Source organism: Microbispora sp. NPDC088329, from assembly GCF_040685655.1.
GTDB lineage: Bacteria > Actinomycetota > Actinomycetes > Streptosporangiales > Streptosporangiaceae > Microbispora.
The window spans coordinates 54,535-76,976 of record NZ_JBFBIP010000012.1; the positions used below are offsets into that span (position 1 = coordinate 54,535).

Sequence of the window (22,442 nt, forward strand, 5' to 3'; positions counted from 1 at the left end):
CCCCACGATCGTGGGGCGACCCGAAAGGCGATACGTGACTGGAGCTCTCGCCCCCATCAAGCCGCTGACGGCCCTGGACCGGTGTGACCGGTGCGGTGCTCAGGCCTACATCCGCGCGACCCTGCCCGTGGGTGGGGAGTTGCTGTTCTGCGCCCACCACGGGCGTCAGCACGTGACTGTGCTGCGCGACAAAGGTGCTGAGATCCAGGACGAGTCGGCCCGACTCAGTGAATCCCCCGCGACCGCCCCTGACAGCGATCGCTGACCCTTCGGCGGCGTGCCGGAGCCGGACGACGATGTCCGCTCAGCACGCCGCCGCCATAGAGAACCGGCCCGAGCCGGCGCGCCGCCTCCCCGGCGGTGGCGCCGTCAGGGCCGCACACGGTAGTGATAGCGGCCGGCGACGGTGAAGCCCTCCCGCTCGTAGAGCGCGCGGGCGCCGGCGTTGGCCTCTGTCACCACCAGGTACGCGCTGTCGGCACCGCCCCGCCGTCCCCAGGCGAGCAGGGCGCGCAGGACGGCCGCACCAAGGCCGCGCCGCCTGGCGTGCGGCTCGACCGCCATGCAGTAGATCCCCAGCCACCGTCCCTGCGGCACGCCTCTTCCCACGGCGCCCTCCTCACGGAGGACGTACCCCGCGGGCACCCCGGCGAGGATCCGCTCGCCCCACACCCGCGCCGGAACCTCTCCGGTGTCCGCGTGACGCCCGCCGTCCACGCTCCACCAGGTGCGCAGCCACCGTTGCGACGGCCTGTCCTCCACCGCCGCATCGGCGGCAGGCTCATCGCCGGTGAGCGGCCTGGTCATCACCAAAGTGGGATCCACGAGCCGGTAGCCCCGGCGGCCGAGTTCGTCGTCGAGCCCGGGCGTCGCGCCCATGCCGACCGAGAACACGCAGGGCTGCCCGATGCCCGCGTAGAAGCGCTCGGCCCGGTCGACCGCCTCCGGCAGGTCCGCGCACTCTCCCAGCGGCAGCACCGAGTTGGCCCGTTTCGTCACGCCGCCCGCGTGCCGGTAGACCCAGCCGCCGTCCTCGGCCCGCCCCGGCGCCGGCCATGCCTCATCCACCAGCAGGTCGAACTGTGCGATTTCCTCACTCACCCGCCGCAGCCTAGTTGACCTGCACTGCTCGGGTTCAGATCTTGCGCCTGGGGCAGTGGGGGTGCCTTCGATTCCTCGGACCCCCTCAAGGGAGCGGCGGTGTCCCCCTCGCGCAGGAACCGTACCGGCATGGTCGTGCTCGCAGGAGCCCTGGCAGCGGTGTTGCCCCTGTTCGCGTGCGGCGGCGTGGGAGCCGCGGGCGGCGGTGCCGCCTTGACCATCATGGGCTTCGGCTTCCCCGACGAGATCGCCACCACCCGGGCGGACGCCTTCAGGAAGGCCCATCCCGAGGTGAGGCTCACCGTCAACCAGGGCCAGTTCGACGAGCAGGCGTTCCTGTCGGCGGTGGCGAGCGGCAACCCGCCGGACGTCGTCTACCTGGACCGCCAGCTGATCGGCACGTACGCCGCCAGAGGCGCGATCCAGCCGTTGGACGACTGCGTGGCCGAGGAGGGCATTCCGATGTCCGACTTCTATCCCGCCGCACAGCAGCAGGTGAAGCTGAACGGCAGGTGGTACGGCGTGCCGGAGTTCTACACCTCGATCATCCTGCTGGTGAACGACAAGGCCGCCAAGGACGCCGGGGTGGACCCGGCGAGCATCGACACCTCCGACTGGGACGCCCTGGCCGCCCTGGCCGGAAAGATGAACAAGGTCTCCGGCGGCAGGATCGAGCGTTTCGGCTTCTATCCCAAGCTGCCGGAGTTCCTCCCCCTGTGGGCCAAGGCGAACGGCGCCGACCTGCTGTCCGCGGACGGGAAGACCTCCCGTCTGGACGATCCGAAGGTCGCGGAGGCGCTCGACTACGCCAACGGGCTGCTCGACGACCAGGGCGGCTGGACCAAGCTCAAGGCGTTCACCGACACCTTCGACTACTTCGGCGAGAAGAACCCGATCACCGAGGACCAGATCGGGATGATGCTCACCGAGCATTTCCTGGTCACCTCCCTGGCGAGCACCTCCCCCGACGCGAAGATCACCGTGCTGCCGTTCAAGGACAGACAGGGCAATCCGATCACCATGGTCGGCGGCAACGGCTGGGTCATCCCCAAGGGGGCCAGGCACCCGGACGTCGCCTGCCAGTGGATCAAGACGATGACCTCGGCCGACACCTGGATCGCGGCGGCGAAGGCACGGGCGGCCAAGCGGGCTCAGGAGGGCAAGCCCTACCCGGGCACGTTCACGGCCAACGCCAAGGCCGACCGGGAGATCTTTTCCCAGATCGTCAAGCCGAGCGGGCACACGCCGTACGACGACGCGACCACGACGATCACGGGCGTGCAGGACAAGGGCTTCGTCGTCCCGCAGTCGGCCGCCGCGGCGGAGTTCCGCACCGCGTGGATCGATGCGGCGACCCGGGTGATGCAGGGACGCCAGGATGCGAAGGCCGCCCTCTCCCAGGCGCATCAGGAGGCCGCCAAGGCCCTCCGGGCCGCGGCGGGCTGACGTGGCCCGCCCGCTTTCCGGACTGGCCCGCCACGAGGCCCGCTGGGCCTACGTGTTCCTGCTGCCGTGGCTGATCGGCCTGGTGGTGTTCCAGGCCGGGCCCATGGTCGCGAGCCTCGTGCTCTCGCTGACCGACTACGACCTGATCTCCACGCCGAAGTTCGCCGGCCTCGGCAACTACGCCGCGATGCTGGAGGACCCGAAGGTCGCCAGGGCGATCGGCAACACGGCCTTCTACACGGTCCTGCACGTGCCGCTGGCGCTGGTGATCTCACTGGTGCTGGCGCTCATGCTCAACCGCGTCACCGGCCGGGCCGCCGGATTCTTCCGCACGGCGTTCTACCTGCCGTCCATGACGCCGTACGTCGCGGTGGGCGTGCTGTTCCTGTTCCTGCTGAACGGCCAGGCGGGGCTGGTCAACCAGTTCCTCGGGCTCTTCGGCGTGGACGGGCCGCAGTGGACGACCGACCCCGCGTGGGTCAAGCCCGGCATCGTGCTCATGTCGCTGTGGAACCTCGGCTCGACCACGATCATCTTGTTCGCGGCGCTGCGCAACGTGCCGCGCGACCTGTACGAGGCCGCGATGATCGACGGCGCCGGCCCCTGGCAGCGGTTCCGCTCGGTCACGCTGCCGATGATCAGCTCAGCGCTGTTCTTCGTGCTGATCGTCAACACGATCGCGGCGCTGCAGATGTTCGACCAGGTATACACGATGTTCTTCGGCAACCAGACCGCGCAGCACTCCTACGGGGACTCGGCCCTGTTCTACGTCGTCTATCTCTTCCAGCAGGGCTTCCAGTTCCTGCACATGGGCTACGCGTCGGCGCTCGCCTGGCTGCTGTTCGCGATCATCGGGATCATCACGATCGTGCAGGTCAAGGTCGGCAAGCGGTTCGTCTACTACGAGGCCGAGCCTCCGGGAGGGACGCGATGACCGCGGCGGCGGGCCGTACGCCGCCGGGGGGCGCCGGCGTGGCGGAGCGGGCGCGGGAGGCCGCGCGCGACGACCGCCCGGGCACGGCGGGCACCCGCAGGGCGTTCTTCCTCATCATGCTCTCGGCCGCCGCGGCGGTGTTCCTCTACCCGTTCGTGTGGCTGGTCGTGGCCTCGCTCAAGCCGCGCGACCGGACGTTCGCCGACCCGTTCCTGCCCTGGCCACACCCGTTCGCCCCGGAGAACTACGCGAACGTGTGGGACGCCGCGCCGATGCCGGCCTGGCTGTTCAACACGGTCGTCGTGGGGGTCACGGCGGCCCTCACCGTGACCGTGTCGAGCGCGTTCGTCGCCTTCGGGTTCGCCTACTTCCGCTTCCCCGGGCGCGGCGTGCTGTTCGGCAGCGTGCTCGCCACGATGATGCTCCCCGCGGCCGTCACGCTCGTGCCGACGTACCTGATCTGGAACTCCGTCGGCCTGACCGGCACGCAGGTGCCGCTGTGGGCGGGCAACCTGTTCGGGTCGGCGTTCTACATCTTCCTGCTGCGCCAGTTCTTCCTCGGCATCCCGCGCTACGTGTTCGAGGCGGCCAGGGTGGACGGCGCGTCCTACCTCGACCTGTTCTGGCGGATCGCGCTGCCCCTCGGCCGCCCGGCCCTGATCATCGCGTTCATCTTCGAGCTCAAGGCGAGCTGGTTCGACCTGTTGAAGCCGCTGATCTACCTGCAGGATCCCGCGCTGTTCACGCTGCCACGCGGGCTCAAGGCCGTGGTGGACCAGTTCTACCAGGGCGGCGACCCCAAGTGGGAGATCGTCCTGGCCGCGAGCGTGATCACCACGCTGCCGCTCGTCGTCGTCTTCTTCGCCGGCCAGCGCTACTTCGTCCAGGGCATCGCCACGACCGGTCAGAAGGGCTAGCCCGCTCCCCCGGGCTCGGCCGTGTCCGGCTCTGTCGGGGCGTAGCCGAGCACGTGCTCCCGCAGCAGGACGCCCACCTCGGGGTCGTTTCGCTCGAACGCCTCCACGAGGGGTTCGTGGTCGGCGGCGTTCTCGTGCGGGCACATCCGGAACAGGCGGATCGACAGGTGGGTCCACACCTCGATGCCGAGCGACTCCCACACCGCAAGCAGCACCTCGTTGCCCGAGGCTTTCACGATCTCCCGGTGGAAGGCGACGCCGTGCCGCACCTGATCGCGCGGGGAACCGGCGGCCGCCGCCTCGTGCAGGCGACTGACGTGCGCACGCAACGCCTCCACGCGCGGCCTGCCCAGCCGGACGGCCGTCTCCTCCAGGCCCGCCCGCACCTGGTACACCTCGCGGAGGTCGCCCCTGGTGAGCCTGCGGACCCGCGCGCCTCTGTTGGGCGCGGACTCGATGAGCCTGAGCGCCTCCAGTTCGCGCAGCGCCTCACGCACCGGGGCCTGGCTGACCCCGAGCTCGGCCGCCATCCGCCGTTCGACGAGGCGGTCGCCGGGCTTCCACCGGCCGTCGGCCAGGCCGTCGAGCACGGTCTGCCGGATCTGGTCGCGAAGCGGCGACCGCACGACGTGTTCCACGACCCGATGATAGGGCCGCACGGGCATACATCCGATGATCGATCATAGGGTGTTTAATGAATCCATGGACGAAGACCTGGATCCGCAGGAGACCGCCGAATGGCTTGAATCCCTCGAGGCGGTCCGCCGTGCAGCCGGCCCCGAACGGGTCGACTACCTGCTGAAGCGGCTGGCCACGACCACCCGCTACATCAACACCGTGCCGACCTCGGAGGAGCCCGTCTACCCGGGTGACCTGGAGCTGGAGGCACGCATCGCCGCGTACGACCGGTGGAACGCCGCGGCGATGATCACCAGAGGGAGCCGGCTGGGGCTCGGCGGTCACCTGGCGACCTACGCCTCGGCCGCCTGGCTGTACGAGGTGGGCTTCAACCACTTCTTCAACGGCGGCCGCGACCAGGTCTACTTCCAGGGCCACGCCTCCCCGGGCGTCTACGCCCGGGCCTTCCTCGAGGGCAGGCTGAGCGAAGCCCAGCTCGACCTGTTCAGGCGCGAGCCCGAGGGCGGGCTGCCGTCGTACCCCCATCCGCGGTCCATGCCGGACTTCTGGCAGTTTCCCACCGTCTCCATGGGCCTCGGCCCGCTCAACGCGGTCTACCAGGCCAGGTTCAACCGCTACCTGCACAACCGCGGCATCAAGGACACCTCGCACAGCCACGTATGGGCCTTCCTCGGCGACGGAGAGATGGACGAGCCCGAGTCCACGGCCGCCCTCACCCTGGCCGCCCGCGAGGGGCTCGACAACCTCACGTTCGTGATCAACTGCAACCTGCAGCGGCTCGACGGGCCGGTGCGGGGCAACACCCGCATCGTGCAGGAGCTCGAGAGCGTCTTCAGGGGCGCGGGCTGGCACGTCGTCAAGGCGCTGTGGGGCCGGGAGTGGGACGGCCTGCTCGGCTCGGACGAGCTGGTGGCCCGGCTGGGCGAGGTGCCGGACGGGCAGTTCCAGACGTTCGCCGCCTCGACGGGCGCCTACATCAGGGAGCGGCTGTTCCAGGGGCTGGACGTGCCCTGCTCGGACGACGACCTGCGGCGGATCGTGGGCCATTCCCGAGCGGGCCACGAGCCGCGGAAGGTCTACGCCGCCTACCGCCGGGCCCTGGACAACCGCGGCGCGCCCACGGTGATCCTCGTGCAGACCGTGAAGGGCTGGACCCTCGGTGCGGGGATCGAGGCCCGCAACGCCAACCACCAGATGAAGAAGCTCACCCAGGACGAGTTCCGCGCGCTGCGCGACCGGCTCGGCCTGCCGGTGCCGGACGAGGCTCTCGACGGCGACCTGCCGCCGTACCTGCATCCCGGGCCGGACTCGCCGGAGGCGCGGTACGCCGCCGAGCGGCGCCGCGAGCTGGGCGGGCCCGTCCCCCGCCGCACGGTCTCCTACCGCCCGCTGCCGGCCCCGGGTGAGGCGCCGTTCCGGGCCCTGGAGAAGGGCTCGAAGCAGCCGGTGGCGACGACGATGGCCTTCGTCCGCCTGGTCAAGGACCTGATGAAGGAGCCGGAGACCGGACGCCGCTGGGTGCCGATCGTGCCCGACGAGGCCCGGACGTTCGGCATGGAGTCGCTGTTCCCCACCGCCAAGATCTACTCGCCCCTGGGCCAGCGCTACGAGTCCGTCGACCGGGACCTGCTGCTGGCGTACAAGGAGGCGTCCGACGGGCAGATCCTGCTGGAGGGCATCACCGAGGCCGGGTCGATGGCGTCGTTCACGGCCGCGGCCTCCAGCTACGCCACCCACGGCGAAGTCATGATCCCCTTCTACATCTTCTACTCGATGTTCGGCTGGCAGCGCACCGGCGACCAGATGTGGGCACTGGCCGACCAGCTCGGCCGGGGGTTCCTCGTCGGCGCCACCGCGGGCCGGACCACGATGACCGGGGAGGGCCTGCAGCACGCGGACGGTCACTCGCAGCTCCTCGCCTCCGCCAACCCGGCGTGCCTGGCCTACGATCCCGCCTTCGCCTACGAGGTGGGGACGATCGTGCGTGAGGGCCTGCGGCGCATGTACGGCCCCGGCGGCGAGGACGTGTTCTACTACCTGACCGTCTACAACGAGCCGATGCCCCAGCCGCCGATGCCGGAGGGCGTCGAGGAGGGCATCCTGCGGGGGATCTATCGCTACGCCGCCGGTGGCGGTCAGGCCCACCTGCTGGCCAGCGGCACCGCGATCCACTGGGCGCTGGAGGCGCAGCGGCTGCTCCGGGAGGAGTACGGCCTGGGCGTCGACGTGTGGTCGGTCACCTCCTGGAGCGAGCTGCGCCGCGACGCCATGACCGCGACGGGCGTGCCGTACATCCGGCAGGCCCTGGCCGGGACGACGGGTCCGGTGGTCGCGGTCAGCGACTGGATGCGCGCGGTGCCGGACCAGATCAGCCCGTGGATCGACCGGCCGTGGACCTCGCTCGGCACCGACGGGTTCGGGCTGTCGGGCACCCGAGAGGCGGTCCGCAGGCATTTCGGCGTGGATCCGCGCTCGATCGCGGAGGCCGTGCTCAAGGCGGTGGAGACCGGCCGGGAGTGAGCGCCGGGACGCGGCGCCCCGATCGGGGAGAACTCCCCGGTCGGGGCCTCTCCGGTCGGGGCCTCTCCGGTAGGGGCCTCTCCGGTAGGGGCCTCTCCGGTAGGGGCACAGTAGGCTGCGGAACCGTGCTCATCCTGCTTCCGCCGTCGGAAGGGAAGGCCGACCGGGGCACCTCCGCCGTGCGCCGGCTCAGCTTCCCCGAACTCGCCTCCCCGCGCGAGAAGGTCCTCGACGCCCTCGTGTCGCTCTGCCACACTCCCGAGGCGCGCGACGTGCTCGGCCTGTCGGACGGGCAGGCCGGCGAGATCGAGCGCAACCTGGCGCTGCCCACGGCGCGCACGCTGCCCGTCGCCGCCCTCTACACCGGCGTGCTGTACGACAACCTGGGCCTGGCCACCCTCTCCCCCGAGGCCCGGAGGCGGGCCGACCGGAGGATCGTCGTGTTCTCGGCGCTGTGGGGCCTGCTGCGCCCGTCCGACCGCGTGCCGCCCTACCGGCTGTCCATGGGCGTACGGCTGCCGCCGATGGGCGGCCTCGCCGCGTTCTGGCGGCCGTCCGTCACCGCGGTGCTCGACACGACGAAGGGTCTCGTGGTGGACATGCGGTCCGCGACGTACGCCGCCGCCTGGCAGCCCGGCGAGCGCGGCGTGGCCGTACGGGTGCTGAGGGAGGCGGCCGGGAAGCGGACCGTCGTCAGCCACATGGCGAAGGCCACCCGGGGCATGGTGGCCCGCTCGCTCGTCGAGACCCCCGGCCGGCCCCGCACGGCCGCGGACCTCGCCGGCCTGCTGACCGGCCTCGGGCATCGGGTGGAACTGACGGCGCCCGCCGGGCGGGGACGGCCGTGGACCCTCGACGTGATCGTGAACGACTGAATCCCGCGGCCGAAACCCGCGAGCACCTCGCGCTCCGGACCGTCCCGGCTCCGACGGCCACCGGTTTCAGACATTGAGCCGGGCGCAGGCCCGGCGGTACTGCTGCCCCGGATCGCCGAGGTGCGACCAGGGCAACCGGCTGAAGCGGCCGCCCGTCCTGGCGAGGTGCCCGCGCGCCGGACGCCGCAGATCCGACAGGTAGAAGGCGGCGCCGAAGACGTTGTGCGCCTCGATCGCGCGCGGGTGCGCCCCGCCGAGGCGCCGCTCGGCCCAGTGGCCGGCGGCCGAGACGATCTCGCGTTGGGCCTCGAAGGAGAACCAGCCGCCCCGGGACATCGGCATGCGGTCGGCGGCGACGATCTCGAAGTGGGCCAGCGGCACGAGCGCCGGGAGCGGGCTGCCCTCCGGGGCGTGCGCGGCGGCCGAGCGGGCGAAGCCGAGCATCTCCTGCGCGGTGCCGCCCCAGCCGGGAGACAGCGTGATCAGGCGGGCCAGCGCCCCCGAATACAGCGTCGGCCATCGGCGCGAGCACTCGTACCAGACCGCGTCCTTGTCGGTCCGTGGCCGGTCAAGCCCGATGGCCAGCCACATCAGGCACTCCCAGGGCACCGGGTCGCCCGGCGCGAGCGTCGCCGCCGTCAGCAGCGGCTGCCTGGCCTGTTCCATCGCCCTCTGGTAGACCCGCAGCCGGTCCGCCTGCACCGCTCTGGCCCGTACGTCGGGCCGCAGCTCCCATGCCTCCTCCAGCCGCGCCCGGCCGAACCACAGCCACAGGTCGGGATTGCCCTGGTCGCGGGCGAGCAGCGATTCGATCGCCCGGCTCGCCCCCACGACGGCGCGTGACAGCGCCTCCGTCCGCAGCGATCGGATCTCCGGGTCGCCCCTGCTGTCCGCGAGGACGGCCGCCCCCGGTCTGAGGTCGCCTCCGCGGGCGGCCTCGACCGCCTCGTCGAGCATGGTGTCCGCCCAGGGGCGGTCCGGGATCACTCGTGGCCCCCGAGCACGCGCCCGATCCACTTCGATCACTCCCATGAGGCGCGAGCCTAGGAGCGTCAACGTGCCCGTGGCGCTACCACGAGGTTACGGGGGCGTTAAAGTCGTCATCGTCCCCGCGGCCGTGGTGCGTGGCCGGGGGACGATGGACCCCGTGCGTCAGTCCAGGTAGTCGCGCAGCACCTGGGAACGGGAGGGGTGGCGCAGCTTCGACATGGTCTTGGACTCGATCTGGCGGATCCGCTCGCGGGTCACGCCGTAGACCTTCCCGATCTCGTCGAGGGTCTTCGGCTGCCCGTCGGTGAGGCCGAACCGCATCGACACCACGCCCGCCTCCCGCTCCGACAACGTGTCGAGAACGGAGTGCAGCTGCTCCTGCAGCAGCGTGAAGCTGACGGCGTCGGCCGGGACGATCGCCTCGGAGTCCTCGATGAGGTCGCCGAACTCGCTGTCGCCCTCCTCACCGAGCGGAGTGTGCAGGGAGATCGGCTCACGGCCGTACTTCTGCACCTCGATGACCTTCTCGGGCGTCATGTCCAGCTCGCGCGCCAACTCCTCCGGCGTGGGCTCGCGGCCGAGGTCCTGCAGCATCTGCCGCTGGACGCGGGCCAGCTTGTTGATCACCTCGACCATGTGGACCGGGATGCGGATGGTCCGCGCCTGGTCGGCCATGGCCCGGGTGATCGCCTGCCGGATCCACCACGTGGCGTACGTGGAGAACTTGTAGCCCTTGGTGTAGTCGAACTTCTCGACCGCACGGATCAGGCCCAGGTTGCCCTCCTGGATCAGGTCCAGGAACAGCATGCCGCGGCCGGTGTACCGCTTGGCCAGCGAGACCACCAGACGGAGGTTGGCCTCCAGCAGGTGGTTCTTGGCACGGTGGCCGTCCTCGGCGATCCACTCCAGTTCGGCGCGGACGTCGACGGGCAGGCCGTCGGTCTCCTGGGCGAGCTGCTCCTCGGCGAACAGGCCGGCCTCGATCCGCTTGGCGAGCTCGACCTCCTGCTCGGCGTTGAGGAGCGGCACCTTGCCGATCTGCTTGAGGTAGTCCTTCACCGGGTCGGCGGTGGCGCCGGCCGCCGCCACCTGGGCGACGGGCGCGTCATCGTCGTCGTCGGTGAGGATCAGCACCTCGTCCTCGGACTGGGCGAGCGCCTCGGCCTTGGGCTCGTCGCCCTCGGTCTCCGCCTCGGCGTCGCCGTCGGATTCTTCGGTCTCCGCCTCGGCGTCGATCTCGACGTCCTCGACCTCGATGTCGAAGTCCTCGATCTCGACGTCACCCTCGAGGTCGATGTCCTCGTCGTCCTCGGCGAGTTCGGCGGACTTCGGCTTCGAGTCGGCCTTGGGCGCCTTGGCCTCGGGCCCCGTGGTGGGAGCCTCCGGCTTGGCAGGCGCGGCCTTCTTGGGCGGAGCGGGCTTGGCCGGAGCCTTGGCGGCAGCGGGCTTGGCCGGAGCGGGCTTCTTCGCCGCCGGCTTGGCGGCCGGCGCGGAGTCGGTCACCACGGCGGTCACGGTCTCCGGCTGCGACTCCTTGGCCGCTGCGGATTTGGTGGTGGTCTTCTTGACGGGCGCGGTGGTGCGGCGCTTGGCTTGACCTCGAGAACGCTTGGGAGCCGCGGAGTCGGCGGCCGTCACCACGACGGTCACACCCTCCTTGCTGAGGCTGCGCAGGAATCCAGCGGCTTGCGACATCGGGATGTCCGCTTCCTCGAAGGCCTTGCGGACATCCTCGGACTCGAGGAAACCCTGCGAGCGCCCACGCTCGAGGAGCTGCTGAATCACTGGCTCGTTCAGCTCCGACGGCTTCGAGCGAGTCGAACTTGCAGGCGACACGAACACCTCTCGAACGAACGCATGGCGAGAATGGACCCAGGTGCTTCTTCTTTTCCGGTGGTGAGGTCGCGCGGACCGCGACATGCCATTGTGGCACGCCACGGCACGTGATACGGCCGCGTCCCGCCGGTTGCTCCTCCACCCTAGGCCGACCGAGACACTAGTGCGTACGGAAGGAGGTCACTGATACCCGGTTGCAACCGTTATGACTGTTTCATTCAGTCACTCTTCGTGGCCGGTGGAACGTGGACCGCGAGTACCGTTACGTCATCGTCCTGTTCATACCCGGACAGCATGTGGTCCACCAGGAAATCGAGCAGCATATTCGGACTGTTCAGGACCTCCGGGGGCGCTTCGGCCACGACGGACGAAAGCTCCCTGAGCCCGGCGTCCAGCCCACGCTTGCGGTTCTCCACCAGACCATCCGAGTACAGGACGGCGGTGTGACCCGGCGGCACGCAGAACCTGAACTGCTTGCGGCTCGTGGCCCAGCCGAGCGGAGTGCCCGGCTCGGTCTCGTGCAGCAGCCCGACACCCTGCGGCGAGACCAGCAGCGGTGGCGGATGACCGGCCAGGGCCAGCGTGCCCTCCCCGGTCCCGGGCTCGACGACCATGTACGCCAGGGTGGTGACCTGCTCCTCCTCCTCGGTCGCCTCGAAGACGCGGTCCAGCCCGGTCAGCACCGCCGCCGGGGGCGGGTTGTTCAGCGCGAGCGCCCGCATGGCGTTGCGGATCCGGCCCATGCCGGCGGCGGCCTTGACGCCCTTGCCCATGACGTCGCCCACCACGGCCGCCACCCGGCCGTCCTGCAGGACGAACGCGTCGTACCAGTCGCCGCCCACCTGCACGTGGCGCGAGCCGGAGCGGAAGCGGTGGGCCAGCATCAGCCCTCGAACCACCGGCAGGCGGTCCGGCAGCAGGCTGCGCTGCAACGTCTCGGCCGTCTTGTGCTCGCGTTCGAACAGCGTGGCCCGCTCGACCGCGAGGGCGCACTGCCCGGCCAGCGCCTCCAGGAAGACGCCGTCCTCCTGCGAGATCTTCTGTGTGCGCGTGAACGAGAACCGCAACGCGCCGAGCGCCCGCCCGGCCGCGAGCAGCGGCAGGCCCACCCAGGCCCGCTCGTCCGTCTGCGCGAGGAACTCGGAGATCCGCGCCTCGTCGGCGCCGGCGTCCACGAGCTGGGCGCGCAGGCTGTCGGGCGACTCGGCGAAGAGCGGGCGCCGGCTGTTGACCGCCATCGTCATCACGTTGGGCTGCGCGAGGTCGATCTCCCCGCCCGGGGCGTCCGGGATGCCGCCACTGCTGATCAGATCCAGCGTGCCCCGGTCCTGGTCGAGCAGGGCGACGGAGGAGTGGTCGGCGGCGAGGGCCGTGCGGCCGACGTCGATGATGACCTGCACCACCTGCTCGACGGTGAGCGCCTCGGCGAGCTGGGCGGTCGCGCCCTGCAGGCGGGCGGTGCGCAGCGCGGCGGCGCCGAGCTGGTCGGTGAGGCGGCCGCGCATCTCCTCCGCCTCGCGCTGCGGCGTGACGTCGGTGTTCGCTCCGACCCACTCCACGACGCGGCCGTGCCTGATGATCGGCACGGCCCGGACCTCGAAGTGCCGGTAGCCGCTGGCCCGGGTGCGCACCCGGTAGCTCCACTCGAACATCGTCCGGCCGCGCAGCGCCTCGCGCCACGCCTCCTCGGTGCCCGGACGGTCGTCGGGGTGCACCGCGTCCAGCCAGCCGTGCGCGAGGTACTCCTCCAGGCCCTGGCCGGTGATGGCCCGCCACTGGGGCGCGTCCTCGACCACCGTGCCGCTGGGCGAGCTGATCCAGACGAGCTGCTGCTGCGACTCCACCAGCGAGCGGTAGCGTTCCTCGCTGCGCTCCAGCAGTTCCTCGTTCGACTGCCGCTGGGTCACGTCCACCCCGAAGAGCGCGGTCCCGATGACGCCGTCGTCGCCGTGGAGCGGGAAGAACGACATCGTCCAGTGGCGGGTGTCGCCGTTCTCGGCGCGGGTCCTGATGCGCTGGTCGGTGACCGGCAGCGCCTCGTCGGCGACCCGGCGCAGCGCCGCCTCGATCAGGGTGGTCAGGTCGGCCGGCAACAGCTCGGCAGGCTGGCGGTCAAGATGCAACTCGACAGGATGGCCGGTCAGCTCGGTAAAGGTGGAGTTGACCCGGACAAAACACCCATTCGGGCCAAAAAACGCGAAGGCAAACGGCGCCTCCGACATCAGGCCTCTGAAGAGGTCGGAGTCTGATATGTCCAAACCGGGCTCCCGGGGCCGGGGCACGGAGGTTTCGGCGCTCATGGTCGGCACCTCCGTCGCGTGCCAGCGTCTCCCACGAGGCACATCTCCATAACTGTGATTGGTAGCGCAGATCTGCCCTACATCATGGGCGATCGGCATACGCGGACGGAAGCCCCGCCCACCATGCGGTCAACGCATCCTGTCAAAAGACCGGCGCCTCGCGCAGGAAGATCCGGCCTACTTTTTGGCCGCCCGCTTCGCTTCCTGCTTGGTCGCGCGGACCAGTTGCAGGCTCTCGGCGTCCACGACGTCGGCCACCGACCGGTGCACCCCCTCCTCGCCGTACGGCCCGGCCGCCTCACGCCAGCCGTCCGGGCGCACACCGCACTGCTTACCCAGCAGGGCCAGGAAGATCTGGGCCTTCTGCCGGCCGAACCCGGGGAGGGCCAGCAGCCGGCGCAGCAGTTCGGCACCGTCGCGGACATCCTCCCATACCTTCTCGGCCGAGCCATCGTAGTGCTCGACGAGATAGGTCGCGAGCGCCTGGACGCGGGCCGCCATCGCCTTGGGATAGCGGTGAACGGCGGGCGTCGCCGCGAGCAGGGCCGCGAACTGGTCAGGATCATAGGAGGCGATCTCACGCGCGTCCAGGTCGCGGCCGAGCCGGTTCACGATCGCGCGGGGCCCCGCGAAGGCCCGCTCCAGTGGCACCTGCTGGTCGAGCAGCATGCCGACGAGCAGTGCGAGGGGGCTGCGGCCGAGCAGCTCGTCGGCCTCGGGATCCTGGGCGAGCCGGATACGCATGGGCCAAGCTTCCCACGCGGCGGCCGGTGAGGAGGTGACCTGCCGAAGGAGGTGACCGTCCAAGGGTTGACACCGCCGGGGAAAGAGGTGGAATAAGGGGCGGCAGGTCCCCATTCAGCGAGGAATGCAGTCCATGCCCATACTCGCAGCACGAATCAGTGGCGGCCCGACACCGGAGCAGAGCCTCCGTGAACCGGTGGAACTCGTGACCGACCGGCTGGCCGCGGAATTCCTGACCGTCCCCCTGTCCGCAGTCGCCCGCTGCGTCGCCGACACCTGGGCCTGCGGCGAGCATCTGGGGCTCGACGTCACCCCGGAGATCGTCGAACGGGTCGCCAGGGAGCACCTCCTGGGTATGGTCAACTCGGCGCCGCCTTCCCGGAGGTGAGGCGGCGTACGACGCCTCCGCCTCCGTCGCCGTAGGCTGGAGCGGCAGATAACGGGGAAGTCACCGGCCCGTGTTCCTGATGCCCTTCACGGCGGGAATGCGAGAAGGTGGTGACCGTGAGCGAGCGGAGCGAGATCTCGTGAGTCGCCGGCGCCGACGTGACCCCCGGGAGACCCGGCCGCCGGACGACGTGTTCGCGGAGATGCTGCTGGCGGCCAGGGAACTGCTCGCCGTGCGCAGCCCGCTGGACGCGGAGCTCATGGTCTCCGACATGCTCGGCGCCTGGTGGGGCAGACGGCTGCGCGGCGGTGACGTCGAGCAGATCCTCGGCGAGGGCCTGGTGGACTACGCGGCCAAGGCCGGCACGCCGGCCGCGCTCACCCTGCTCATATCCGTCGCCTACCTCGGCACCGCCCGGCAGGCGGCCAAGGCCGAGGGAGCGGCGCTCGCGCTGATGGAGTCCGACGTCGCCCGGCCCCGCTGGGCGGACCGCGTCGGCGCCGTCAAACCGACCGGCTGCTACGTCTCCAGGGACGTGTACGGCGACCAGGACACCGTTGTGTGCACGTTCGCCTACAACGGCGAGGACAGCCACGCGCTGGTCGTGGTCGTCGACTACAACATGGGCGGCATGGCCCGCGACGCCTGGGTGTCGTCACAGGTCGACAAGCTGCTTGAGCAGGCCAGGCTGGAGGCGGACGGCAACGCGCTGCTGCGGTTCGAGGAGCTGGAGCCGCAGCAGGCGCGCGCGCTGCTGGAGTTCGCGATGAAGGCCACCCGGGCCGCCGCGCACGGCCGCACGGGCCCGAAGCTCGTGAGCGACAGCTACAGCGCCTATCACGCGTTCGCGCGGGCCCGCGTCAAGGCGCTGCCGCCCGGGCGGATGAGGCCCGCCCCCGCGCACACCGAGGCCCCCTACAGCCGCGACCGCCGGGCGATGCTCGCGGCCGAGTTCCTCGCCTCGGACGCGGCGGAGAACCTGTCTGACCCCTCGGCCGCCTCCCGCTGCGCCGACCACATCATCGACTACGGCTGCGACCGGGACTTCGGCCGGCCGATGCGGGTGAGCCCGACCAAGTGTGAGACGTTCCTGCTCGACTGGCTGCCGCGTAAGGTCCTGCTCACACCGGCGGAGCAGGACGCGATGCCGCACGTGCTGTCGGCGTGGGTGCGGTTCGCCGGCCCCAGGATCGGGCTGCCGGAAGAGGGCGTGCGGGCCACGCTCGACGCGGTCTGGGAGGCGACGGCCCGGTTCACCGAGGCCTACCGGGACCCCGCCGCCTTCGGGCTGGACCGCTCTCTCGTGGAACGGCTGCTGCCCGACGGCGACCTGTCCGCGCTGGCCCGGCGCGCGTTCGCGTTTCCCCTGCTGCAGGGCATGCGCGGGTCGACCGACCTCGACCTGCTGAACCCGGCGGACGAGGCCGACCGGCGCATCCTGCTGGAGATCGACCACGCCGGCGAGCTGGGCCGTACGGACCTGGAGGAGCACCTCGCCTGGCACGAGGAGATCGCGGGGCGGCTGTGGGTCGGCGACCCGCCGCAGCTGTGGGAGGCCGCCCAGCGCCTCCTCGACCTCGGGCACGACCGGCACGACGTGCTGCACGTCCTCATCGAGATCGCCGAGCGGATCGGCGACCATCCGGACGAGCTGGCCGCCGCCCTGGATGACATCGCCGACATCCCCGACGAGCCTCCCGCCTGACACCACGACCGCCGTTCACGAGGCGAAGCCGATGTCCTCGTACCTGAGGTCGAAGAACCCGCCGGCCCCGATGTTGGCCAGCGCGGACCGCACGGCCACGCCCTGCGGGCACTGGTAGAGCGGCAGCACGTTGACCTTGTCCCAGACGAGCCGGTCGGCCTCGTTCAGCAGGCCGGGCACCTTGGCCGCGTCGAGCGTGCTGCCGGCGCGGTACATGGCGTCGTCGATCTGCTTGCTCCCGCTGCGCCCGAGGTTGGAGTACCACTCGACGTCGTCGCCCCGGCCGCCGCTCTCGCCGTTCGCGTAGACGTCGAAGACGCTCGACACCGGGTAGGGCGTGCTCGGGTAGGCGAAGGCGGTGATGTCGAAGTCGCCGGGGATGAGGTGCTTGCCGAAGAAGTCGTCGAAGGACACCTTGCGCACCTCGACCCGGATGCCGACCCGCTGGAGCATCTGCCGGGCCACGTCGGCCTCGACCCCGCTCATGACGATCCCGTCGGGAACGACGAAGCGCAGCGTGAGCGGTTTGCCGTTCTTCACGCGGGTCTTGCCCGACAGCTTCCAGCCCGCCTGGTCGAGCAGCCGCCCGGCCCGCCCCGGGTCGTACGCGCCGATCTCCCCGGCGTTGGCGTGGTAGCCGTACTGACTGTTCATGAGGAAGTGGTTGTCCAGCGTGACGGCCGGCCAGCCGAGGCCCTTCAGGTCCACCTGCATGAGACCGCGGCGGTCGAGCGCCGCCGCGACGGCCTCGCGCACGCGCACGTCGGCCAGGACCGGGCTCTCCCCGTTGAAGGTGAACTGCCGGTACTGGGTGCCCGCGGCCTGCCGGATCACGGCGTCCCACGCCTCCCTGACCCGCGCGTAGTCGTCGGGGGACGGGCCCACCTCGAAGACGTCCACGTCCCCCTTGGTGAAGGCGTGGACCATCTGGTCGGGACGCACGGTCCGGAACACGATGCCGTCCAGCTTGGCCCGGCTGCCCCACCAGGCGGGGTCGCGCGTGAGCGTGACCGTCCTGCCCTTGGCGTCGAGACGCTCCACCCGGAACGGCCCCGCGGTCACCGGGATGCGGTTGATCCAGTCGGCGTTGAACGCCGCCGCGGTCGCGTTGGTGGTGCTCGGATACAGCGGCGTGAACAGGGACTGCCATTCGTTGAACGGCTGGGCGAGGGTGACCACCACCTCGCGGTCGCTCGCTCCCCGGGCCACGCTCTGGATGTTCTCGTACGCGATGGTCGAGTCGACCCGGTAGTCCCGGTCGCGGCCGCTCATGGCCTTCCATTGGGCGGCGAAGTCCGTCCAGGTGATCGGCCTGCCGTCCGACCACTTCGCCTTGGGGTTGATGGAGTAGGTGATGACCTGCCGGGGAGAGGTCGCGGTGATCCTCGCGTTGGTCACGTAGTCGGTGTCGATGGTCAGCCGCCCCCGCTCGTCCGACCGGAACGTGCGCGGCATCAGCGCGTCCGTCACCGCCTTGACGGCGGTGGTGTCGCCGTTGACGTGGTTGCGGTTCCACTGCGCGGGGAAGTCGGTGAGCCCCCACCGGAGCGTGCCGCCGTCCTTGACCTTGTCCCGCGGCAGCGGGTTGATGTCGTACGCCTTGACCGGGGAGGGGGCGAGCCCGCTGTCCGGTTCGCCCGGCCCCCGCTGCACGCCGCAGGCGCCGGCGGCCCACAGAGCGGCCAGTGCGGCCAGGGCAACCGGCCATCGTGCTCTCACGTGCTTCTCCGATCCCTCCGGCTACCATCCGCAGTCGATTAGTAGCAGGAAGTGACGGCCGGCGGCCATCGGGACACGCGTCCGGAGTCTCCCTACGAGATCAGGACAACTCGTCTACCGCGCTGCGGACGTCCTCGCTGGTGATCGTCGTCAGCTCGGCGGCGTTCGCCGACCCCTGCTCGGCGAGGCGGACGTCGCGCCGCAGCGCGGCCCGCTCGTAGAGTGAGCGCGCGAAGCGGCCGTTGCCCAGGCCGTCGATGAGCCTCTCCCGGCACACCCATTCGAAGACGTCGGCGAGGTCGCGCGCGGCGGAGGCGTCGAACCTGTCGCCGCTCCCGGCGGCCAGCAGCTCCGCGATCTCGGTCAGCTCCACCGGCGAGTAGGAGGGGAACGACACGCGCTGGTTGAACCGGGAGGCCAGGCCGGGGTTGGTCGCCAGGAACGCGTCCATCTCGCGCTCGTAGCCGGCCAGGATGATGACGACGCGATCGCGGTCGTCCTCGGCGCGCTTCAGCAACGTCTGCACCGCCTCGGCCCCGAAGGCGTCGCCCCCTGAGTAGCCGGTGTTGACCAGGCCGTAGGCCTCGTCGATGAACAGCACGCCGCCGAGCGCCCGGTCGACCAGCTCGTTGGTCTTGATCGCGGTCGCGCCGAGGTGCTGGCCGACGAGGTCGGCCCGCGACGCCTCGACCACGTCGGGCCGCGCCAGCAGGCCCAGCGCGGAGAAGATCCGGCCGAGAATACGCGCGACGGTCGTCTTGCCGGTGCCGGGAGGACCGACGAACACGAAATGCCGCATCTGCGACGGGACCGGCAGGCCCTGCTCCTGGCGCATCCTGGCCACCTTGAGCTGAGCGGTGATCGCGTGGACCTGCCGCTTGACCGGTTCGAGGCCGGCCATCCTGTCGAGGTCCGCGAGCGCGTCGTCCAGGGTCGGCGTGACCTGGTAGCCGCGGTATCTGGCGGTGATCTCGTTGAACGCCTTGGTCACGTCGTCGGCGTTCGTGGTGACCAGGTCCTCGCCGCGCGGCGCCCCTCCCGCGCTCACCACGCGCACGTCGCGGGCCTGCGCGGCGGCCTCGGCGAGGCTGCGGGCGAAGCGGGCGTTGCCGAGGTCGTCGACGAGCCCGCGGCGGTCCACGTCCTCGAACAGCCGCCGCAGCACGGGACGGGCCTCGGGCGCGAGCCGGTCTCCCCGGCGCTGCTGCAGCGCCTCGGTGATCTCCAGCAGTTCGGCCGGGCTGTAGCTGGGGAAGCGCACGCGGGTCACGAAGCGGCTCGACAGCCCCGGATTGGACGCGAGGAAGTCGTTCATCTCCCGCTCGTAGCCCGCAAGGATGACGATGAGCCGGTCGCGGTCGTCCTCGGCCCGCTTGAGCAGCGTCTGCACGGCCTCCGCGCCGAACCGGTCGGGCTGGCCGTCGCCCGAGTTGATGAGGCTGTATGCCTCGTCGACGAACAGGACGCCGCCGAGCGCGCGGTCGATCAGCTCGTTGGTCTTGATCGCCGTCGCCCCCAGGTACTCCCCCACGAGGTCGGCCCGCTGCGCCTCGACCACGAACGGCGTCTCCAGCAGCCCGAACGCGTAGAAGATCTTGGCGAGCGACCGGGCGACACTGGTCTTGCCGGTGCCGGGAGGCCCGACGAACACGAAATGGCGCATCGGCCGCTCGTTGGCGTAGCCCGCCTCTTTGCGCAGCCGGGCGGCCTCGATCGACGCGGCGATGGCGCGCACCTGCTCCTTGACCGGCTCGAGACCGATCATGGACTCGAGCTCCGCGAGCGCCTGCTCGACCGTGATGGGCGGCGGAGCGCCCGCCCCGGCCGCGGCGGGCTGGTGGCCGCCGGCCCGCCCACGCTCCTGCACCTGGGCCTCGGCGCCCGCCGCCGACCGCTCCGCCTCGGCGCGCACCCTGCGGGCCAGCACAAGGCGGTAGAGGAGCATCGCGGCGGCCACGCCGTACGCGCCCCAGAGGGCCGCGGACGGCGACAGCGGCGACAGGGACAGCGCGACGACCCCGGCGGGCGCGAGGGACATGAGCGTCGTCAGCCACGGCGGAACCCACCGGATCAGGTGGGCCGCGCCACCGGTGAGCGCGCCCAGCAGCATCAGCAGGCCGGGCGCGATCGACTGCGCGCCGAACACGCCCATGAACAGCGGCAGCAGCAGACCCCATCCGGCGAGCACGAGCACGGTCGCGGCGGCGCGCGGATAGCTGAGCGCCAGCGCGAGGAAGGACAGCGCCAGGAACGTGTAGATGAACGTGGGCGCCAGCGACCAGTTGAGCGCCGCGGCCGCTCCCATGGTGGCGACCAGCAGCACCACGAACAGCGCGCGCCGCGCGAATGGCGGAAGTTGGAAATAGCGGAAACGCACCTGTTCGAACAGATCACGTGCCGCAGTCCGGCTTAAGAGGCTCGCCGCCCGTGCCCTGTCGGAGTCCCGCATCGACGCCTCCCCGCTTCGACCCCGGTTATACCGCACGCGCGCGCGGAATGGGTGGACCCGTGCGGCGCGGTGTACGACACACGCCGCCGTTCTCCGGTTGATCACCTGGGGAGATACGAATCCGGCGATATGTTCCCGACATCACCGGAAGGGCTGAGAGATCCGCTTCTCATGGCCTAAGCTGCCACGCATGTTCCAGCGGGCCGGAGTTTTCGGACGGGAGCACTGAGCGGTTTTATGATCATGGTTTCCGTCGAGTCCGCCACCGTCCGGGGCGCGGGCGCCCTGCGCGAGCATCGTGCGAGCCGATGGTCGGTGCTCGTGCTCCTGTGTTTCAGCCTGCTCCTGATCGCGGTCGACGCCACCGTGCTGCACATCGCCGTCCCGGCGCTCACCGCGGCCCTGGAGCCGTCGTCCGTGCAGCTCCTGTGGATCATCGACGTCTACTCGCTGGTCGTCGCTCCGCTGCTGATCACGTTCGGCACGCTGGGCGACCGGTACGGCAGGCGGCCCTTCGTGCTGGGCGGCTACGTGGTGTTCGGCCTCGCCTCGCTGTCGGCCGCGTTCGCCGGGACCCCGCTCGCGCTCATCGTCTCGCGGGCCTTCCTCGGCGTCGGCGGTGCCATGATCATGCCGGCGACGCTCTCGATCATCCGGCAGGTCTTCACCGACCGGCGCGAGCGGGCGATCGCGCTCGGCGTGTGGAGCGCCGTCGCCGCCGCGGGCGCGGCCGTCGGGCCGCTGATCGGCGGGGTCATCGTCGAGCACCTGTGGTGGGGCGCGGTCTTCCTCATCAACGTGCCGCTGCTGCTGGTCGCGTTGCCGCTCGCCGTACGGATTCTGCCGGCCTCGCCGCGGCGTGCGGACCATCCGTGGGACGCGCTGAGCGCGGTGCTGTCCACCCTCGGCATCCTGGCCGTCGCGTGCGGGCTGAAGGAGGCGGGGTCGGGGCACGTCCTGGGCCGCGGGCCCTCGCTCGCCGTCCTCCTGGCCGGCGTCGCGCTGCTCGTCTGGTTCGTCCGGCGGCAGCGGCGGCTGGCCTTCCCCCTGCTCGACATCGGGCTGTTCGCCCAGCGCGGCTTCGCGACCGGCGTCGGCTGCGTGCTGCTGGCCATCTTCGCGCTGGTCGGACTGGAGCTGATGCTGGCGCAGTATCTCCAGCTCGTGCTGGGGCTGTCGCCGCTGGAGGCCGCCGTGCGGATGCTGCCGCTCATGGTCTCGGCCATCGCGGGCGGCCTGACCGCCGCGTACGTGCTGGGGCGCGTCGGGCTGCGCGCGACGGTCGGCGGCGGGCTCGCCCTCACCGCGCTGTCCCTCACTCCGGTGCTGACGTGGGGCACCGAGCAGCACCCGGTGATGCTGTCCGTCTGTTTCGTGGGCATCGGCTTCGGCGTCGAGGTCGCCCTGCTCGCGGCGTCGGACACGATCATGGCCTCGGTGCCCGAGTCGCGGGCCGGCGGCGCGGCCGCGATCGAGGAGACGGCCTACGAGCTCGGAGCAGGCCTCGGCATCGCCGTCCTCGGCACGATCACCACGATCGTGTACGCCCCGTCTCTCGGGACGGTTCCCGGAATCCCGGCCGGGCTCATGGCACAGGCGCGGGAGTCCCTGGCCGCGGCCGCGCACGTGGCCGACGAGACCGGCGCGACCGGGGCCGCGCTGCTGGGCGCCGCCCGCGCGGCCTTCGTCACCGCGCTGCACTCCACCATCGTCGTCAGCGTGGCGCTGCTCGCGCTCACCGCGCTGGCCGTGGCCCTGCTGCTCCCCCGCCACCTTCCCCCCACGCCCTGCGACGACGCCGAGGGGCCCGGCGGCGTACGGACCTGAGCCGGCCGGGCGCATGAGGGCGGCGCAGGCGGGAAAGTCTCCGGGCAAGTCA

At 71.1% G+C, this 22,442-nt stretch carries 17 protein-coding genes; 9 read left to right on the forward strand and 8 right to left on the reverse strand.

Going from position 1 to position 22,442, the window contains the following annotated elements; genetic code table 11:
* Positions 1-34 precede the first annotated feature (34 nt).
* On the forward strand, positions 35-265 hold the full coding sequence (locus AB0O28_RS22445; RefSeq protein WP_363643097.1) for a hypothetical protein: 231 nt from the start codon (positions 35-37) through the stop codon (positions 263-265).
* Between the two features lie 104 nt (positions 266-369).
* Here the strand turns inward: AB0O28_RS22445 and AB0O28_RS22450 are convergent, their stop codons facing one another.
* Positions 370-1,101 carry a GNAT family N-acetyltransferase gene (locus tag AB0O28_RS22450; RefSeq protein WP_363643099.1) on the reverse strand — a complete coding sequence of 244 codons (732 nt, stop codon included), beginning with the start codon at positions 1,099-1,101 and terminating at the stop codon, positions 370-372.
* Between the two features lie 99 nt (positions 1,102-1,200).
* Here AB0O28_RS22450 and AB0O28_RS22455 point away from each other — a divergent pair, with 99 nt between their 5' ends.
* Genes AB0O28_RS22455 through AB0O28_RS22465 form a run of 3 tightly spaced genes read left to right on the forward strand, consistent with a single transcriptional unit; the run spans position 1,201 to position 4,398 of the window.
* A complete protein-coding gene (locus AB0O28_RS22455) occupies positions 1,201-2,547 on the forward strand; it encodes an extracellular solute-binding protein (RefSeq protein WP_363643101.1) in 1,347 nt (448 codons plus the stop codon).
* A 1-nt stretch (position 2,548) separates the two neighbouring features.
* Positions 2,549-3,481, forward strand: coding sequence for a sugar ABC transporter permease (locus AB0O28_RS22460; protein WP_363643103.1), 933 nt, complete (start codon positions 2,549-2,551; stop codon positions 3,479-3,481).
* Complete coding sequence (locus AB0O28_RS22465; protein WP_363643105.1) at positions 3,478-4,398, forward strand: carbohydrate ABC transporter permease; 921 nt, start codon at positions 3,478-3,480, stop codon at positions 4,396-4,398. Before AB0O28_RS22460 ends, AB0O28_RS22465 begins: the two co-directional genes overlap by 4 nt.
* Here AB0O28_RS22465 and AB0O28_RS22470 read toward each other — a convergent pair.
* Positions 4,395-5,036 (reverse strand): GntR family transcriptional regulator, encoded by a 642-nt coding sequence (locus AB0O28_RS22470; protein ID WP_363643107.1) that lies wholly within the window; start codon positions 5,034-5,036, stop codon positions 4,395-4,397. The genes AB0O28_RS22465 and AB0O28_RS22470 overlap by 4 nt on opposite strands.
* A 64-nt stretch (positions 5,037-5,100) precedes the next feature.
* On the opposite strand from AB0O28_RS22470, the gene aceE reads away from it, so the two are divergent.
* A complete protein-coding gene (gene aceE / locus AB0O28_RS22475) occupies positions 5,101-7,557 on the forward strand; it encodes a pyruvate dehydrogenase (acetyl-transferring), homodimeric type (protein ID WP_363643108.1) in 2,457 nt (818 codons plus the stop codon).
* A gap of 125 nt (positions 7,558-7,682) precedes the next feature.
* Positions 7,683-8,432, forward strand: coding sequence for a peroxide stress protein YaaA (locus tag AB0O28_RS22480; protein ID WP_363643110.1), 750 nt, complete (start codon positions 7,683-7,685; stop codon positions 8,430-8,432).
* Between the two features lie 66 nt (positions 8,433-8,498).
* Here AB0O28_RS22480 and AB0O28_RS22485 read toward each other — a convergent pair whose 3' ends face one another.
* From AB0O28_RS22485 to AB0O28_RS22500, 4 genes are all read right to left on the reverse strand, one after another.
* Positions 8,499-9,464, reverse strand: a complete 966-nt coding sequence (locus AB0O28_RS22485) for a hypothetical protein (protein ID WP_363643111.1) — start codon at positions 9,462-9,464, stop codon at positions 8,499-8,501.
* 120 nt (positions 9,465-9,584) lie between these two features.
* A complete protein-coding gene (locus AB0O28_RS22490) occupies positions 9,585-11,258 on the reverse strand; it encodes an RNA polymerase sigma factor (RefSeq protein WP_363643113.1) in 1,674 nt (557 codons plus the stop codon).
* Positions 11,259-11,476: 218 nt separating this feature from the next.
* Positions 11,477-13,558, reverse strand: a complete 2,082-nt coding sequence (locus AB0O28_RS22495; protein ID WP_363643115.1) for a SpoIIE family protein phosphatase — start codon at positions 13,556-13,558, stop codon at positions 11,477-11,479.
* Positions 13,559-13,735: 177 nt separating this feature from the next.
* Positions 13,736-14,302 carry an HhH-GPD-type base excision DNA repair protein gene (locus AB0O28_RS22500; RefSeq protein ID WP_363643117.1) on the reverse strand — a complete coding sequence of 189 codons (567 nt, stop codon included), beginning with the start codon at positions 14,300-14,302 and terminating at the stop codon, positions 13,736-13,738.
* A 133-nt stretch (positions 14,303-14,435) separates the two neighbouring features.
* On the opposite strand from AB0O28_RS22500, the gene AB0O28_RS22505 reads away from it, so the two are divergent.
* Both AB0O28_RS22505 and AB0O28_RS22510 read left to right on the forward strand, forming a co-directional pair.
* The gene (locus AB0O28_RS22505) at positions 14,436-14,690 is read left to right on the forward strand and encodes a hypothetical protein (protein ID WP_363643118.1); all 255 of its coding nucleotides are present in this window, start codon (positions 14,436-14,438) and stop codon (positions 14,688-14,690) included.
* 202 nt (positions 14,691-14,892) lie between these two features.
* Positions 14,893-16,395, forward strand: coding sequence for a hypothetical protein (locus tag AB0O28_RS22510; protein ID WP_363643391.1), 1,503 nt, complete (start codon positions 14,893-14,895; stop codon positions 16,393-16,395).
* 15 nt (positions 16,396-16,410) lie between these two features.
* Here AB0O28_RS22510 and AB0O28_RS22515 read toward each other — a convergent pair whose 3' ends face one another.
* The gene (locus AB0O28_RS22515) at positions 16,411-18,114 is read right to left on the reverse strand and encodes an ABC transporter family substrate-binding protein (protein WP_363643120.1); all 1,704 of its coding nucleotides are present in this window, start codon (positions 18,112-18,114) and stop codon (positions 16,411-16,413) included.
* 100 nt (positions 18,115-18,214) lie between these two features.
* A complete protein-coding gene (locus AB0O28_RS22520; protein WP_363643122.1) occupies positions 18,215-20,563 on the reverse strand; it encodes an AAA family ATPase in 2,349 nt (782 codons plus the stop codon).
* 237 nt (positions 20,564-20,800) lie between these two features.
* On the opposite strand from AB0O28_RS22520, the gene AB0O28_RS22525 reads away from it, so the two are divergent.
* Positions 20,801-22,390: an MFS transporter gene (locus AB0O28_RS22525; protein ID WP_363643124.1), complete on the forward strand. Its 1,590-nt coding sequence runs from the start codon at positions 20,801-20,803 to the stop codon at positions 22,388-22,390.
* Positions 22,391-22,442: the final 52 nt, after the last annotated feature.

What these genes read in the sequence shown, in the direction of transcription:
- AB0O28_RS22465 (WP_363643105.1), top strand. Translation starts at nt 3,478, where the DNA reads ATGACCGCGGCGGCGGGCCGTACGCCGCCGGGGGGCGCCGGCGTGGCG.
- aceE (WP_363643108.1), top strand. Translation starts at nt 5,101, where the DNA reads ATGGACGAAGACCTGGATCCGCAGGAGACCGCCGAATGGCTTGAATCC.
- AB0O28_RS22485 (WP_363643111.1), bottom strand. Translation starts at nt 9,464, where the DNA reads ATGGGAGTGATCGAAGTGGATCGGGCGCGTGCTCGGGGGCCACGAGTG.
- AB0O28_RS22495 (WP_363643115.1), bottom strand. Translation starts at nt 13,558, where the DNA reads ATGAGCGCCGAAACCTCCGTGCCCCGGCCCCGGGAGCCCGGTTTGGAC.
- AB0O28_RS22500 (WP_363643117.1), bottom strand. Translation starts at nt 14,302, where the DNA reads ATGCGTATCCGGCTCGCCCAGGATCCCGAGGCCGACGAGCTGCTCGGC.
- AB0O28_RS22505 (WP_363643118.1), top strand. Translation starts at nt 14,436, where the DNA reads ATGCCCATACTCGCAGCACGAATCAGTGGCGGCCCGACACCGGAGCAG.
- AB0O28_RS22510 (WP_363643391.1), top strand. Translation starts at nt 14,893, where the DNA reads ATGCTGCTGGCGGCCAGGGAACTGCTCGCCGTGCGCAGCCCGCTGGAC.
- AB0O28_RS22520 (WP_363643122.1), bottom strand. Translation starts at nt 20,563, where the DNA reads ATGCGGGACTCCGACAGGGCACGGGCGGCGAGCCTCTTAAGCCGGACT.
- AB0O28_RS22525 (WP_363643124.1), top strand. Translation starts at nt 20,801, where the DNA reads ATGATCATGGTTTCCGTCGAGTCCGCCACCGTCCGGGGCGCGGGCGCC.